Source organism: Microbacterium sp. RURRCA19A (genome assembly GCF_900156455.1).
Lineage (GTDB): Bacteria > Actinomycetota > Actinomycetes > Actinomycetales > Microbacteriaceae > Microbacterium.
In genome coordinates this window covers 1,168,375-1,182,762 of the sequence record NZ_FTNQ01000001.1, presented here as the reverse complement: position 1 = coordinate 1,182,762, position 14,388 = coordinate 1,168,375, and the positions used below count along the sequence as shown (strand labels likewise).

The 14,388-nt window shown below is 67.7% G+C and carries 11 protein-coding genes; 9 read left to right on the top strand and 2 right to left on the bottom strand.

From position 1 onward, the window contains the following. Positions 1-21: 21 nt before the first annotated feature. The 6 genes from purE to BW982_RS17425 all read left to right on the top strand — a co-directional run bounded on the left by purE (position 22) and on the right by BW982_RS17425 (position 6,939). Positions 22-489, top strand: a complete 468-nt coding sequence (gene purE / locus BW982_RS05705; protein ID WP_076491916.1) for a 5-(carboxyamino)imidazole ribonucleotide mutase — start codon at positions 22-24, stop codon at positions 487-489. Between the two features lie 56 nt (positions 490-545). Beyond that, positions 546-1,952 (top strand): LCP family protein, encoded by a 1,407-nt coding sequence (locus BW982_RS05700; protein ID WP_139327373.1) that lies wholly within the window; start codon positions 546-548, stop codon positions 1,950-1,952. Continuing rightward, the gene (locus BW982_RS05695) at positions 1,949-3,049 is read left to right on the top strand and encodes a glycosyltransferase family protein (protein ID WP_076491045.1); all 1,101 of its coding nucleotides are present in this window, start codon (positions 1,949-1,951) and stop codon (positions 3,047-3,049) included. The genes BW982_RS05700 and BW982_RS05695 overlap by 4 nt, the downstream gene beginning before the upstream one ends. 21 nt (positions 3,050-3,070) lie before the next feature. Then, on the top strand, positions 3,071-4,006 hold the full coding sequence (locus BW982_RS05690; RefSeq protein WP_076491914.1) for a glycosyltransferase: 936 nt from the start codon (positions 3,071-3,073) through the stop codon (positions 4,004-4,006). A 54-nt stretch (positions 4,007-4,060) separates the two neighbouring features. Then, positions 4,061-4,573 carry a hypothetical protein gene (locus BW982_RS05685; RefSeq protein ID WP_139327319.1) on the top strand — a complete coding sequence of 171 codons (513 nt, stop codon included), beginning with the start codon at positions 4,061-4,063 and terminating at the stop codon, positions 4,571-4,573. 95 nt (positions 4,574-4,668) lie between these two features. After that, positions 4,669-6,939 carry an FG-GAP-like repeat-containing protein gene (locus BW982_RS17425; protein ID WP_175611036.1) on the top strand — a complete coding sequence of 757 codons (2,271 nt, stop codon included), beginning with the start codon at positions 4,669-4,671 and terminating at the stop codon, positions 6,937-6,939. A gap of 119 nt (positions 6,940-7,058) precedes the next feature. Here the strand turns inward: BW982_RS17425 and BW982_RS05665 are convergent, their stop codons facing one another. Beyond that, positions 7,059-8,477: a sugar nucleotide-binding protein gene (locus tag BW982_RS05665; RefSeq protein WP_076491043.1), complete on the bottom strand. Its 1,419-nt coding sequence runs from the start codon at positions 8,475-8,477 to the stop codon at positions 7,059-7,061. 2 nt (positions 8,478-8,479) lie between these two features. After that, positions 8,480-9,475 (bottom strand): dTDP-glucose 4,6-dehydratase, encoded by a 996-nt coding sequence (gene rfbB / locus BW982_RS05660; RefSeq protein ID WP_076491042.1) that lies wholly within the window; start codon positions 9,473-9,475, stop codon positions 8,480-8,482. Between the two features lie 83 nt (positions 9,476-9,558). Between rfbB and rfbA the strand changes: the two genes are divergently transcribed. From rfbA to BW982_RS05645, 3 genes are all read left to right on the top strand, one after another. Further along, the gene (rfbA, locus tag BW982_RS05655; RefSeq protein ID WP_076491041.1) at positions 9,559-10,443 is read left to right on the top strand and encodes a glucose-1-phosphate thymidylyltransferase RfbA; all 885 of its coding nucleotides are present in this window, start codon (positions 9,559-9,561) and stop codon (positions 10,441-10,443) included. Between the two features lie 151 nt (positions 10,444-10,594). After that, positions 10,595-12,454, top strand: a complete 1,860-nt coding sequence (locus BW982_RS05650) for a rhamnan synthesis F family protein (RefSeq protein WP_076491040.1) — start codon at positions 10,595-10,597, stop codon at positions 12,452-12,454. Continuing rightward, on the top strand, positions 12,451-14,376 hold the full coding sequence (locus BW982_RS05645; protein ID WP_076491039.1) for a rhamnan synthesis F family protein: 1,926 nt from the start codon (positions 12,451-12,453) through the stop codon (positions 14,374-14,376). Before BW982_RS05650 ends, BW982_RS05645 begins: the two co-directional genes overlap by 4 nt. Positions 14,377-14,388 lie beyond the last annotated feature (12 nt).

Genomic DNA, 14,388 nt, shown 5'->3' with positions numbered 1-14,388 from the left:
ACGCCGCTGGTCGGCGTCGTCATGGGCTCCGATTCCGATTGGCGCGTGATGAGCGACGCCTCGCAGGTGCTCACCGAGTTCGGCATCCCGCACGAGGTGGAGGTCGTCTCGGCGCACCGTACCCCCGACAAGCTCATCCGCTACGGCCGCGAGGCGCGGGCGCGGGGGCTTCGTGCGATCATCGCCGGGGCCGGCGGTGCCGCCCACCTGCCGGGAATGCTCGCCTCGGTCACCGCGCTCCCGGTCATCGGCGTCCCCGTTCAGCTGGCCACGCTGGACGGTCTGGACTCGCTGCTGAGCATCGTGCAGATGCCGGCCGGCATCCCTGTCGCCACGGTCTCGATCAACGGGGCCAAGAACGCGGGGCTCCTGGCTGCCCGCATCCTCGGTGCGACCGACATCGCCCTCGGAGACCGCGTCGAGGCGTACGCCGTCGACCTCGAATCCCAGGTGGAGGAGAAGAACCGCCGCCTCAAGGATTCGTTGTGAGCGTTGCCGCACCGGTGCGGCCCCGCGCACGCGAGTCGCTGACCGAGTCCCGACCGATGCGTCACCCGGACGCGTCGTCGCGGGAGGTCATGACCCGTCGCGGGTGGTGGCTCGTCGTGCTCAACGTGCTCGTGCCCGGGTCGGCGCAGATCCTCGCGGGCAACCGCCGCCTGGGCCGCTTCGGTCTGGGCGCCACGCTCTTCCTCTGGGCGGTCCTCGCCCTCACGGCGCTGGGCGCGCTGCTCTGGCCGAGCGGTCTGTTCGCCCTCGCGACGGGCTCGTTCATCCCCGACTTCCTGTCGTGGTTCCGGTGGGTTCCGCTCACCCTCGTGCAGGTCGTCCTCGTCGGCTACGTCGTCCTCTGGATCGTGCTCACGATCGACACCCTGCGGTTGGTGCGGCTGGTGCGGACCGGCCCCGTGGCGCGATGGGCGATGGCGGTCGTGTCGGTGGGACTGCTCGTCGTGACCGGCTCCGGCGCCGCGTGGGCTGCCCAGGCGGCCGGGACCACGCGTGACGCCTTCGCGTCGATCTTCGCCGAATCCGCGCCCGTCGTCCCGCCGTCGGACGGTTACTACAACATCCTGCTCCTGGGGGCGGATTCGGGCGAGGGGCGCGACTCGATGCGGTTCGACTCCATCTCGGTCGTCTCGATCAACGCCTCGACGGGAGCGGTGACCATCACCGGCATCCCTCGCGACATGCCCCACTTCCCGTTCGCCCCCGGGCCCATGCAGGACGAGTACCCGGATGGCCACCAGGGCAAGTACGACCCGACCTGCGGCTGGGGGAGCGGCATCAATCAGCTGCGCACCGAGGTCGAGGTGTGCCAGGACGGCAACGCCCTCTATCCCGACGCCAAGGCCAACGGATCCGAGCCGGGCATCGAAGCGACCAAGGATGCCGCGGAAGGAATCCTCGGCATCCAGATCCCGTACTACGTGCTGATCGACATGAAGGGCTTCGCCGACGTCGTCGACGCGCTCGGCGGCGTCGACATCACCGTCGACGAGCGCCTGCCCAAGGGGGGTCCGGCCTACGACGGGCAGCCCGTGGACGACTGGGCGTTCGGCTGGATCGAGCCCGGCGCGCAGCACATGGACGGTGACACCGCGCAGTGGTACGCCCGCTCGCGCTACACCACGAGCGACTTCGACCGCATGCGGCGCCAGCGCCAGCTGCAGGAGGCGATCCTCGCGCAGTTCACCCCCCAGAACGTCCTGCAGCATTTCCAGCAGGTGGCGGCGGCCGGGACGAACATCCTCGAGACTGATCTCCCGCAGGGTCTGATCGCTCCGACGCTGGTCGATCTCGCCCTGAAAGCCAAGGACCAGCCCGTCACGACCATCGAGTTGACCCCCGAGGGCGGCGTCGACGAGTTCGACCCGGACTACGCGCAGGTCCAGCAGATCGTGCGCGACAAGCTCCACCCCCCGACCGAAACGGAAAGCCCCGCGCCGTGACCGTCACCCTCCGGCTCGTCCTCGACCAGCTCGTCACACCGACCTCCCGCGACCTCGCGGAAGCCTCGGCGTCGCTCGCCCAGGCCCTCGTCGACACCGCCCCCCGCGGCTGCGACGTCGCGGCCATCACCCCCGCGCCGGGTCTGCCCGACGACGCGGGCATCACGGGTCTGAGCGCCGAGACGCGCCTGTCGATGCGCCGACGCGAGCTGGCGGCATCCTGGCAGCTGGGTGTGGTGCCCGGGATCGGTCGCGGGCTCATCCACTCGCCGACCGCGCTCGCCCCGCTCGTCCGCCACGACCGTGTCAACGAGACGCATCAGATCGTCGTCACGCTGTGGGATCTGCGCGCCTGGGACTCGCCGGACGAGCTGCCCCGCGCCGAGGTGCTCGCCACCCGTGCGCTGCTGTCGCGCATCGGCAAGCACGCCGATGCCGTCGTGGTGCCGTCGCACGCCATGGCCGAGCGCCTGGCGGAGGTGGCCAAAGCGAAGCTCGTCGCGAAGGTGCGCGTGATCGGTGGGGCGCCGGTGGCCGGGTTCCGGGTGCCGTCGGATGCCGTCGGCCGCCTCCGCGCGCTCGACCTGCCCTCGTCGTTCGTCGCCCTATCCGGCGGTGCGGCCGCCTCGGACGGTCTCGCGGACGCCTTCACGGGCCTGGCTTCGGAGTGGGACGGCGACGTCGTGGTGCTGGACGTCCCGGAAGGGGAGGAGCCGGCTGTCGTCGAGCTCGCGTCGGCCGCGGGGATTCCCGAGGCCCGCGTCCACGCGAGGGGTGCGCTCGACCAGTGGGACCGCGCCGCGGTCCTCTCCCACGCCGTCGCGTTCCTCGCGGCGAGCACCCGGACCGACTGGCCGTGGCGCGCCGTGGACGCGCTCGCGCTCTCCGTCCCGATCGTCGCCCGCGACACCCCGATCCACCGTGAGGTGCTCGCCGACGCCGCGGCGTTCGCCGCGGAGGGGGAGCTCGGCACCGCCGTCGCCCGCGCTCTCGGGCCGGATGCCGAGCGCCTGCGCGTGCTGGCCGGCGATCGTGCGAAGGGCTTCGCGTGGGCGGCGTCCGCCGAGCGCGTCTGGGCGTTGCACGCCGAGCTGTAGGCGGGACCTATGCTCGAACCCATGACCGCGCGCGTCGGAATCGTCGTCCGCACCCGACGACGTCCCGACTTCCTCCGTCGGGCCCTGGCCGACATCGCCGCGCAGTCGTATTCCGACCGCCGCATCGTCGTGGTGAACGACGGGGGCGATCCGGCCGAGGTCGATACGGTCGTGGCCGAAGCGGGGGCCACCGCCGACGTCCTCCACATCGCGCCGGGGGAGGGCGGGCGGTGCATCGCGGCCAACGCCGGCGTGCGCGCGGCGGCGACCGAGCTGGTGGTCCTGCACGACGACGACGACCTGTGGCATCCGGACTTCCTCTCCCGAACCGTCGAGTGGCTCGACGCGCATCCCGCGGACGCGGCGGTATCGGTGACGACGGAGATCGTCTACGAAGAGCAACGCGGCGACCGATGGGTCGAGGTCGGTCGCGCTCCGTTCTGGGCGGGGATGCAACGCATCTCCCTGGGAGAGATGCTCAGCGTGAATCGCGCCGTGCCCATCTCCGTCCTGTACCGGGCGGCGGTGCACGAAGAAGCGGGCTGGTACGACGAGTCTTTGGATGCCGTCGAGGACTGGGACTTCTATCTCCGCGTGCTCGCCCGGGCCGGATTCGGTTTCGTCGCGGGCGATCCCCTGGCCTACTGGACGCAAAGACCGGATGCCACGGGTATCGCCGCCAACAGCATGTTCGCGCTCGCCGACGCGCACGCTCGCGATGACGCGCTGGTGCGCGATCGGGCGCTCGAGCAGTGGACGCGACGAGAGGGGGACGGGCTGCCGCTCTACCTCGCCGCCCTCCAGCACCAGCTCATCGCCCACCTGGAGGAGCTGTCGATCCGGCAGTCGGAGCGCCTCCGCGCCGAGATCCGTGACGACCTGCGACGCGAGATCGACGCGCATCAGCCGGTGTGGTCGCGTCTGCGCCGCCTCCGGCGCCGCGTTGGTCGCGGCTGACCGCCCGCGGCGTGGCAGCCGCCGTTCGCGCTGCGCAGCCCGCACAATGATCGCGTGATCCCCGTGAACCACCCCCGGACGTCTCCCTCAGTGAAGAGGAGTCGCCGCTGGGCCGTGCCCGTCGGCGTCGTCGCGCTTCTCGCCCTCGCCGGCTGCGCAACTCCCGTCGGAGGCGCGGTGTCCACCGGGACGCCCACGCCATCGGCATCCATCTCGTCGACGCCCGAGCCGAGCGCCTCGTCGACACCGATCGCGGTGCCGACGCCCTCCGTGACTCCCTTCTCGGGAGACGTCCTCATCGTCACCTCCGAGACCGTCGGTGGCAATCTCGAGGTCACGGCGATGGTGCCGAAGGTCTCCGAAGGCGACGGCACCTGCACGCTGGAGCTCGTGGGTTCCGGTCGCGCGGTCTCGGTGACCGGCACCGAGGGCAAGGACGTGACTTACTGCGGAGTCATGTCGATCTCCGTCGACGACTCGTCGACCGCTCCGCAGTTCCGGGTGCGGTACGAATCTCCCTCCACGCGCGCCGAGTCGGCCATCTCCACGGTCGAGCCGGCGCCGTGACCGCACGGTCCCGCCCTCGCGCCGCCCTCGCCGCCCTCGCCGTCCTCGCCGCCTGGGTCTGTGCGGCAGCCCTCCTGGTCGCGCTCCCTGCCACGGTGGCGCCGGTCGCCTCCGCATCCGCGGCGAATGCGGCCGACTGGAACCCGGGGAACATCATCGATGACGCCGTGTTCTACGACGGTTCCGCCTCGAGCGCGTCGGAGATCCAGGCTTTCCTGCAGAAGCAGGTGCCGAACTGCCGGAGCGGTTACACCTGTCTCAAGGACTACCGGCAGAACACCGACGACCGACCGGCGGACAAGTACTGCAACGGATACGCGGGTGCGGCGAACGAGAGCGCCGCGACGATCATCGCCAAGGTGGGGATTTCCTGCGGTATCAGCCAGAAGGCGTTGCTGGTGCTGCTCGAGAAGGAGCAGCGGCTCGTCTCCTCGACGTGGCCCGAGGACTTCCAGTACAAGGCCGCCACCGGCCAGGGATGCCCCGATACCGCACCGTGCGACCCCGCGACCCAGGGTTTCTTCTACCAGGTCTACTACGCCGCGCGGCAGTTCGAGGTCTACCGTCTCAACCCGACGTGGTGGGGGTACCAGGCGGGGCGTTGGAACAACATCCTCTTCAATCCGACGACCAGCTGCGGCACGCAACGCGTCTACATCGAGAACGCTGCCACGGCCGGCCTGTACATCTACACGCCGTACGTGCCCAATGCCGCTGCACTAGCGAACCTGTACGGCACGGGCGACTCGTGCTCGGCGTACGGCAACCGGAACTTCTGGCGCATCTTTACCGACTGGTTCGGATCGACGCGGTACCAGCCGCCGGTCCCTCGGTACGGGGTTGACCCCTCGGTCGTCGCCATCGATGGAAGTGGTCAGATATTCTCCTACCCGTTCAAGAACAACACCTGGGGCGAAAGAGTCCGGACGGCGGGCGGCGTCGTGGCCACGGACCGTGTCCTCGCCGTCGGCGACTTCGACGGTGACCAGCGTCGCGACATCATCGTGGTGGATAGCTCGAAAAAGGTGTGGCTGCGTCCCCTTGAGACGAGGTCCGATGATCTTCCGGCTCGCCGCATCCCGGTTGATTGGTCGGACGCGGTAGCAATTACCGCCGCCAGCGACGCGGACGGTGACGGAATTCCGGACGTCTACACCACGAACACAGCGGGGCTCCTGCTTTTCTGGAAGGGCACGGGATACGGCACGTTCGCCGAACCGCGGGTCGTCGGGAGCGGATGGGCGAACTTCACCGCTGTTGTAGGGGGTGCTGACGTCACCGGAGACGGCAAGCAGGATTTGCTCGGGCGCGACGCGAACGGGGAATTGTGGCTCTATCGCGGCGACGGCACCGGGGGATGGCAATCCGGTCGCACGTCGCTCGGGACAGGTTGGAGTGGCTTCACATCGATCACCATGCCGGGGGATTTCACCGGCGACGGCGTCGCCGATCTGCTCGCCGTGGACTCGAGCGGGCTCCTGTGGTCATTTGTGGGCGACAACACCGGGCGCTTCGTTCGGTCGAGCGGACCGGTGGGCAGCGGATGGTCCGTGATGCGGACGGTGACCAGCGAGGGTGCGAGCCCTGGCTGGAAGAAGGCATTCCCCGGCGGGGCGGGGGACCTTACCGGAGACGGTCAATCGGACGTTGTGACCGTCTCGACGAGCGGCGTGCTCACGATTTATCCGGGAGACGGTGGCGGGGGGTGGAAACAGCCTCTGACTGTGTCTCGGACATGGGGAACGAGCCGGGTGGTTCCTCTCGGCGACTTCACGGGTGATGGTCATGACGATATCGCTCGCATCACGCTCGACGGAGTGTTCGAACTCTGGCGGGGCCGAGGCGACGGAACGTTCGATGCGCCCACGGTGATCGGCAGCGGGTGGCAGGACCTCAGTCTCGTGACCGGCGGTATCGACTTCAACGGAGACCGAAGGCTGGACGTCGTCGCTCGCGATAGCAAGGGGCTCCTCTGGCTCTACCGCGGAGACGGAACAGGCGGATGGGTCACCGGCCGCGGAGAAGTCATCGGTTCGGGGTGGTCGGTGGTGACGTCGTTGTCCGCTGGAGGGGATCTACGCGGCAAAGGCGCGGACGATCTGCTCGTTCGAAAGTCGGATGGAACACTGTGGTCTTACGGGACGAACGGGTTCGGCGGGTGGGGCACGATCGATCAGATTGGGACCGGGTGGAACGTGTTCGACCCGGTGGCGGCGACGGGGGACTTCGACGGCAAGGGTGGTCCCGACGTGATGGGGCGGCTGGTGAACGGTGATCTGGTGATGTATCGCGGCGATGGCCGAGGCGGCTGGCTGGGCAGTCGCGTCGTCGGTACGCAGTGGAACGTGATGACTGAGATCCGCTGAGCACGTCGGAACTGTCGGCACTCGGCACTCGCGGGTGGCCTCGACGATGCACTGAGGTGACGACGGGGCTCCCGCGTGCCGATGGTGGGCGAGATGCCCGAGCACGTCGAGTCGATACGTCAGGACGTGAGGTAGTCCTTGAGTCGGCGACGCCCGTCCCCGAGGGGGATGCCGGCGTCTCGGGTTGCTGCGAGTTCGAGGATGCTGTTTCGGGGTCGGGGGGCGATGGGGCCGGTGGCGTCGGTGAAGTATTCGTCGGTGGTGACGCCGGTGACGCGGTCGGGGTCGTGTCCGGTGAGGTGGTAGACGTCGCGGGCGATGTCGTACCAGGTTTGGGGTTCTCCGTCGCTGGTGATGTTGTAGGTGCCGTGGGGGGCGCGGGTGTCGAGGAGGGTGCGGGTGGTGGTGGCGATGTCGGTGGTGAAGGTGAGTCGTCCGGTTTGGTCGTTGACGACTCTGGGGTTGATGCCGCGTTCGGCGAGGGTGGCCATGGTGCGGACGAAGTTGTTGCCGTCTCCGATGACCCAGCTGGTGCGGAGGATGTAGTGGTGGGGGACGGTGGAGACGATCGCGTCGCCGGCGGCTTTGGTCTGTCCGTAGACGCCGAGGGGGGAGAGCGGGTCTTCTGGGGTGTAGGCGCCGTGTTTGGTGCCGTCGAAGACGTAGTCGCTGGAGATGTGGACGAGGGTGATGTCGTTGGCGGTGGCGATGCGGGCGAGGGCGGCGACGGCGGTGACGTTCGCGGCCCAGGCGTGGCTGCGTCCTTCGGGGGTTTCGGCGGTGTCGACCTTGGTGTACGCGGCGGCGTTGATGATGGTGCCGTAGTCGCGCCAGCGGCGGGCGGCGGGGAGGTCGGGGGAGGTCAGGTCGAGGGTGTCCCGGGTGGTGTATTCGACCCAGGGGTGGTCGCCGAACTCTTCGCGGAGGGCGCGCCCGAGTTGCCCGTTCGCGCCGGTGACGAGGATCTTCCTCGGGCCCATGGGGGTGACGTCGGCGAGGCGGGGGTGGTTCTTGTCCTTCTCGCTGATCTCGACGGTGTCCAGGGGGATGGGCCAGTCAATCGCGGCGGTCTCGTCGGCGAGGTTGAGGAAGGTGTAGGTCGCGGTGGGCGACCAGTGGTCGTTGACGAGGTAGGTGTAGGCGGTGTCGGGTTCGAGGGTCTGGTAGGAGTTGCCGACTCCGCGAGGGACGAAGATCGCCCGGGAGGGGTCGATCTCGGTGGTGTAGACGGCGCCGAAGGTGTCGCCTTCGCGGAGGTCGACCCAGGCGCCGAAGATGCGTCCGGTGGCGACGGAGACGTATTTGTCCCAGGGTTCGGCGTGGATGCCGCGGGTGGTGCCGACGGCGTCGTTGAAGGAGATGTTGTTCTGCACGGGGCCGAAGTCGGGGAGGTCGATTCCCGGGGCGGTCATCTTCTGCCGTTGCCAGTTCTCTTTGAACCATCCGCGGGCGTCGCCGTGCACGGGCAGGTCCAGCACGATCAGCCCGGGGATCGGGGTGGTCGTGACGGTGAGGTTCTTACCGAACTCCGTCGCCATGGTCACTGGCCCTTGCTGGCGTAGAAGGCTTCGACGCCGTCTTTCGCGGGTGCCCACCAGGCTTCGTTGTCGCGGTACCAGTCGATGGTCGCCGCCAGCCCGGATTCGAAGTCGCCGTATGTGGGGGTCCATCCGAGTTCGGTGCGGAGTTTGGTGGAGTCGATCGCGTAGCGCAGGTCGTGGCCGGGGCGGTCGGTGACCAGGTCGTACGCGTCCGCGGGCTGCCCGGTGAGGCGGAGGATCAGTTCGACCACGGTCTTGTTGTCTTTCTCGCCGTCCGCGCCGATGAGGTAGGTCTGCCCGATCTCGCCCCGGTCCAGGATCGTCAGCACGGCCGAGGAGTGGTCGTCCGCGTGGATCCAGTCCCGCACGTTCTCCCCGGTGCCGTACAGCTTGGGGCGGATGCCGCGCAGGACGTTGGTGATCTGGCGGGGGATGAACTTCTCCACGTGCTGGTAGGGGCCGTAGTTGTTCGAGCAGTTGCTGATCGTCGCGCGCACCCCGAACGAGCGCACCCACGCGCGCACGAGCAGGTCGGATCCGGCCTTCGTCGAGGAGTACGGCGAGGAGGGGTTGTAGGGGGTGTGCTCGGTGAAACGGGCCGGGTCGTCGAGCTCGAGGTCGCCGTAGACCTCGTCGGTGGAGATGTGATGGAACCGCACATCGTGCCGGCGGGCGGCTTCGAGCAGCGTGTACGTACCGATGATGTTCGTATCCAGGAACGGGCGCGGATCGTGCAACGAGTTGTCGTTGTGCGATTCCGCGGCGTAGTGCACGACCGCGTCCGCGGCGGCCACGAGCGGGTCGACCACGGCCGCATCGGCGATATCGCCCACGACCAGATCGACCCGGTCCTCCGGCAGCCCGGCCAGGGACGCACGGTTGCCGGCGTAGGTCAACTTGTCCACCACCGTCACCGAGTGATCGGTGTGCGCGATCACGTGGTGCACGAAATTCGAACCGATGAACCCGGCACCGCCGGTCACAAGCAGACGCATGCCGCCAGACTAACTCGGCTCACCAGGGAGGTCCGGCGGGTCCCAGGTTGGCGGGGAACGGGCGGGTCGGGGAGAATCGAACAATGCGTGGCATCATCCTTGCGGGCGGAACGGGGTCGCGACTGCACCCCATCACGCTCGGCGTCTCCAAGCAGCTCGTCCCGGTGTACGACAAGCCGATGATCTACTACCCGCTCTCGACGCTGATCCTGGCCGGCATCCGCGACATCCTCATCATCACGACCCCGCAGGACTCCGAGCAGTTCCAACGGCTGCTCGGAGACGGATCGCGTTTCGGCATCTCCCTCACCTACAAGGTGCAGCCCTCACCCGACGGACTCGCCCAAGCCTTCCTCCTCGGTGAAGAACACATCGGCGCCGAACCGGTCGCACTGGTGCTCGGCGACAACATCTTCTACGGCCAGGGCATGGGCACGCGGCTGCGGCAGTACACGGAGCTCGACGGCGGCGTGGTGTTCGGCTACCGCGTCGCGGACCCGACGGCGTACGGCGTGGTGGAGTTCGACTCCGCGGGACGCGTGGTCTCCCTCGAAGAGAAGCCGGCGTCACCGAAGAGCGATTACGCCGTCCCGGGCCTGTACTTCTACGACAACGACGTGATCGAGATCGCCCGCGGGCTCTCCCCGTCCCCGCGCGGCGAGCTCGAGATCACGGACGTCAACCGCACGTACCTGGAGCAGCGCCGCCTCCGCGTCGAGTTGCTGCCGCGCGGCACCGCCTGGCTGGACACCGGCACCTTCGACTCCCTCGCCGAAGCAACGGACTTCATCCGGACCGTCGAGAAGCGCCAGGGCCTGTCCATCGGTTGCCCCGAAGAAGTCGCGTGGCGCATGGGTTTCCTCACCGACGAGGAACTCCGCGAGCGCGCCGAACCCCTCGTGAAGAGCGGCTACGGTGCCTACCTCCTCAAGGCTCTCGCACAGGGAAGCGTCGGCGGTCAGCTTTAAGCTCTCTCTGTTCTGTGTGCGGTCGACGCCCTCTGCCGCATCCGAGGATCCGTGGGATGCGGTGACGGGGGCTGATGTGGAGCGTGCGGTGATGTTTCCTGCGGGTGGTCGTCGGCTCGTGGTGTATGTGGTGTATGACCGTCGTGGTGGTGTGGATGAGTACGTCGTCCATGCGCTGGCGGGGTTGCGGGAGCATGCGGCGCGGATTCTGGTGGTGGTCAACGGGAAGTTGACGCCGGAGGGTCGGGAGCGGTTGGAGCCGGTGTCCGATGAGGTGCTGGTGCGTGAGAATGTCGGGTTCGACATTTGGGCGCACAAGGATGCGTTGGATCATGTCGGGGCGGGTGTGTTGGAGTTCGACGAGGTCGTTCTGACGAATGACACGTGGTTCGGTCCGGTGCGTCCGTATGGGCCGGTGTTCGAGCGTATGGATGCGCTGGAGATCGACTTCTGGGGCATGACCGACCACGCCCGCGAAGTCCCGAACCCCTTCACCGGTACGGGTGTGATGCACTACCACCTGCAGTCGTTCTGGATCGCGGTGCGTCGGTCGATGTTCACGTCCGAGCGATGGGCCCGCTACTGGCGTGAGCTTCCCGAGATGCCGTCTTACTTCGACGCCGTCCTCAAGCATGAGACGGTTTTCACCGAGACGTTCGTCCGCAACGGCTTCCGCCCCGCCGTCGCGTTCGCCTCCGACGACTACCCGACCGATCATCCGGCCCTGTTCAACCCGACTCTCCTCATGGACGACGGGTGCCCGCTGTTGAAGCGGCGACCCTTCTTCCACTGGCCGCCGTTCCTCGATCGGCACGCCGTGATCGGCCGATCGATCATGGACAACGTCGAGGAGCACGGGTATCCGACGGCGCTGATCCTCGACAACCTCGCGCGCACCGTGCAGGCGAAGGTGATCAACACGAACCTGGCGATGCTCGACATCCTGCCGCGCACGACGGTGGCGACCGCCGACGACCCGACCGGTCTCCGGGTCCTGGTGGTCGTCCACGCCACCGGTTCCGAGTCGGCGGCAGATCTGATCGCGCGCCTGGGGTGGTTCCCCGCCCCGGTGGACGCCATCGTGACCACCTCGGACGCCGATCTCGTGCCCGAGTTGGAACGGATGCTCGGCGCGCAGACGTCTCGACTGCGCAAGGCCGAGGTCCGCCTCGTCCCGTCCCACGACGGGCGCGACATGAGCGCCTTCCTCATCGGATGCCGGGCGGAACTGGAGGGCGGACAGTACGACGTGTTCGTCAAGGTGCACGACCGGCTTCCTGTCCGGCGCGGTCGAACCGTGTCCGACTACTTCCGCCGCTACACCCGTGACAACCTCCTCGGAAGCCCCGAGTACATCGTCAACCTCCTCGCCTTGTTCGTTCGTGAGCGCGGGCTCGGGGTCGTGTTTCCTCCCCCCATCCAGACGGGGTACGCCGTGACCGGCGAGGGGTGGTCCTGGTACCGCGGGCGGGGGCACGACGTCGCCGAAGACCTCGGCATCCGAGTGCCGCTGGACGGTGTCACCCCCTTGGCGCCCCTGGGGGGCATGTGGGTCGGACGCCCGGAGGGCCTGCGCCCGCTGTTGTCCAAGGACTGGACGTACGCCGACTTCCGGGACGCCACGCACAAACGGATCCCCGACATCCGTCGCGTGCTGGAGCGTCTCGTCGCCGCCGCTGCGGGGGAGGAGGGGCTGCATGCGCGCACGGTTCTCACACCTGGGCATGCCGGCCTCACCCACCTGTCGCTGGAGTACAAGATCGATCAGCTCGCCGTTAACCTCCCCGGTTATCCTGTCGAGCAAATCCAGTTCGTTCACCGAGCCGGGTGGTGGGGGATCGGCGGAGCGGTGGCGTTCTTCCGGATGTACATGAAGACGAACCACGCAGGGTTCGTGCGCCGTGTCGATCCGGTGATGCATCCGATCGGTCGGGGTGCCCGTGCGATCCTGCGCGTGGCCCGCGCCGGTGCGTCGACGGCCCGTCACCTGGTCAAGGGAGCCCGCTCATGAGTGCCGTCCCCGAAGCGAGGCGGGCCGCCGTCTTCCCCGACGGTGGTCGTCGGCTCGTGGTGTATGTGGTGTATGACCGTCGTGGTGGTGTGGATGAGTACGTCGTCCATGCGCTGGCGGGGTTGCGGGAGCATGCGGCGCGGATTCTGGTGGTGGTCAACGGGAAGTTGACGCCGGAGGGTCGGGAGCGGTTGGAGCCGGTGTCCGATGAGGTGCTGGTGCGTGAGAATGTCGGGTTCGACATTTGGGCGCACAAGGATGCGTTGGATCATGTCGGGGCGGGTGTGTTGGAGTTCGACGAGGTCGTTCTGACGAATGACACGTGGTTCGGTCCGGTGCGTCCGTATGGGCCGGTGTTCGAGCGTATGGATGCGCTGGAGATCGACTTCTGGGGCATGACCGACCACGCGGCGGAGCCCTGGCACATGTTCACCGGATCCGCCGGGGTTCCGCACCACCTGCAGTCGTTCTGGATCGCGGTGCGTCGGTCGATGTTCACGTCCGAGCGATGGGTCCGGTATTGGCGTGATCTGCAGCGGATGGACGGCTACCGCGACGCCGTGATCGGCCACGAGCTCGTCTTCACCGAGGCCTTCCGCGATGCCGGTTTCGTGGACGGTGTCGCCTTCGAGTCGGAGCAGTACGGCACTTCGAACGCGTCCCTGCTCGCGCCCGAAGCGCTGATCCAGGACGGTTGCCCCGTTCTCAAGCGTCGAGTGTTCTTCCACTCGCCGCCGTTCCTCGATCGTTACGCGGTCATCGGACGGTGGGCGCTCGAGGCCGCGGCGACCGGCGGATACCCCATCCGGATCGCCCTCGCGAACCTGGCGCGGAATGTCGCCCCCAAGGTGCTCAACGCCGATGCGGGGTTGATGGAGGTGATCGGACCCGACCACGCGCCGTACAACTCGTCCGATCCGCTTCGCGTGGTGGTCATCGCCCATATCTTCTATGACGAGATGACGCCAGAGATCCTCGAACGGACCGACACCTTGCCGGTGCCGTACGACCTCGTCGTCACCACGCCCGACTCCGCACGCGCCGAACGCATCCGCGCCCACATCGATGCGATTCCCGGAGAGCGGGGCGAGGTGTCCGTTCGAGTGGTGGAGTCGAACGACGGTCGTGACCAGAGCGCTTTCCTCATCGGATGCCGCGATGTCCTGCTGTCGGAGCGCTACGACCTCGTGGTCAAGCTGCACAGCAAGAAGACGCCGCAGGACGGTTACAACGTCGGGACGCACTTCCGAGAGCAGCAGTTCTTGAATCTTCTGCACGACCCCGCGCACAGCTCACGCGTACTCGGGCTGTTCCAGCGGGAACCTGGGCTGGGGCTGGCGTTCCCCCCGATGATCCACATCGGCTACCCGACGCTCGGCCGTGCGTGGTGGGCGAACAAGCCCGGATTCGAACTGCTCGCGGATCAGATGGGAATCCGCGTTCCCTTGGATGACGTGTCGCCGCTCGCTCCCTACGGCTCCATGTTCTTCGCGCGTCCGGAGGCCCTGCGTCTGCTCGTCGAGCGACCTTGGAAGTACTCCGACTTCGGGGGTGCCGATGCGTATCAAGACGGCGGATTGGCGCATATCCTGGAACGCATGCCCGCTTCCGCGGCGGGCGAGCAGGGGTTCCATTCGCGAACGATCGTCGCGCCCGATTATGCGGCGATCAGTCACACGGCCCTGGATTTCAAGCTCGACGAGATGTCAGCAACCATTCCGGGCTACATGCACGAGAAGATCGACCGGCTGCGAGAAGTCGGGTTCGTCGGCTCAGGATCCGGCAGAGACTTCTTGCGAATGTATATGCGGGCGAACCACATGGGAACGGTCCACCGGCTGCGGCGCCTGATGGATCCGGTGAGACGGCCGGGGAGATGGATCAACACGGTCCTGACGGCAGGACGACGGAAAAGGCGATGACAGGACGACGAG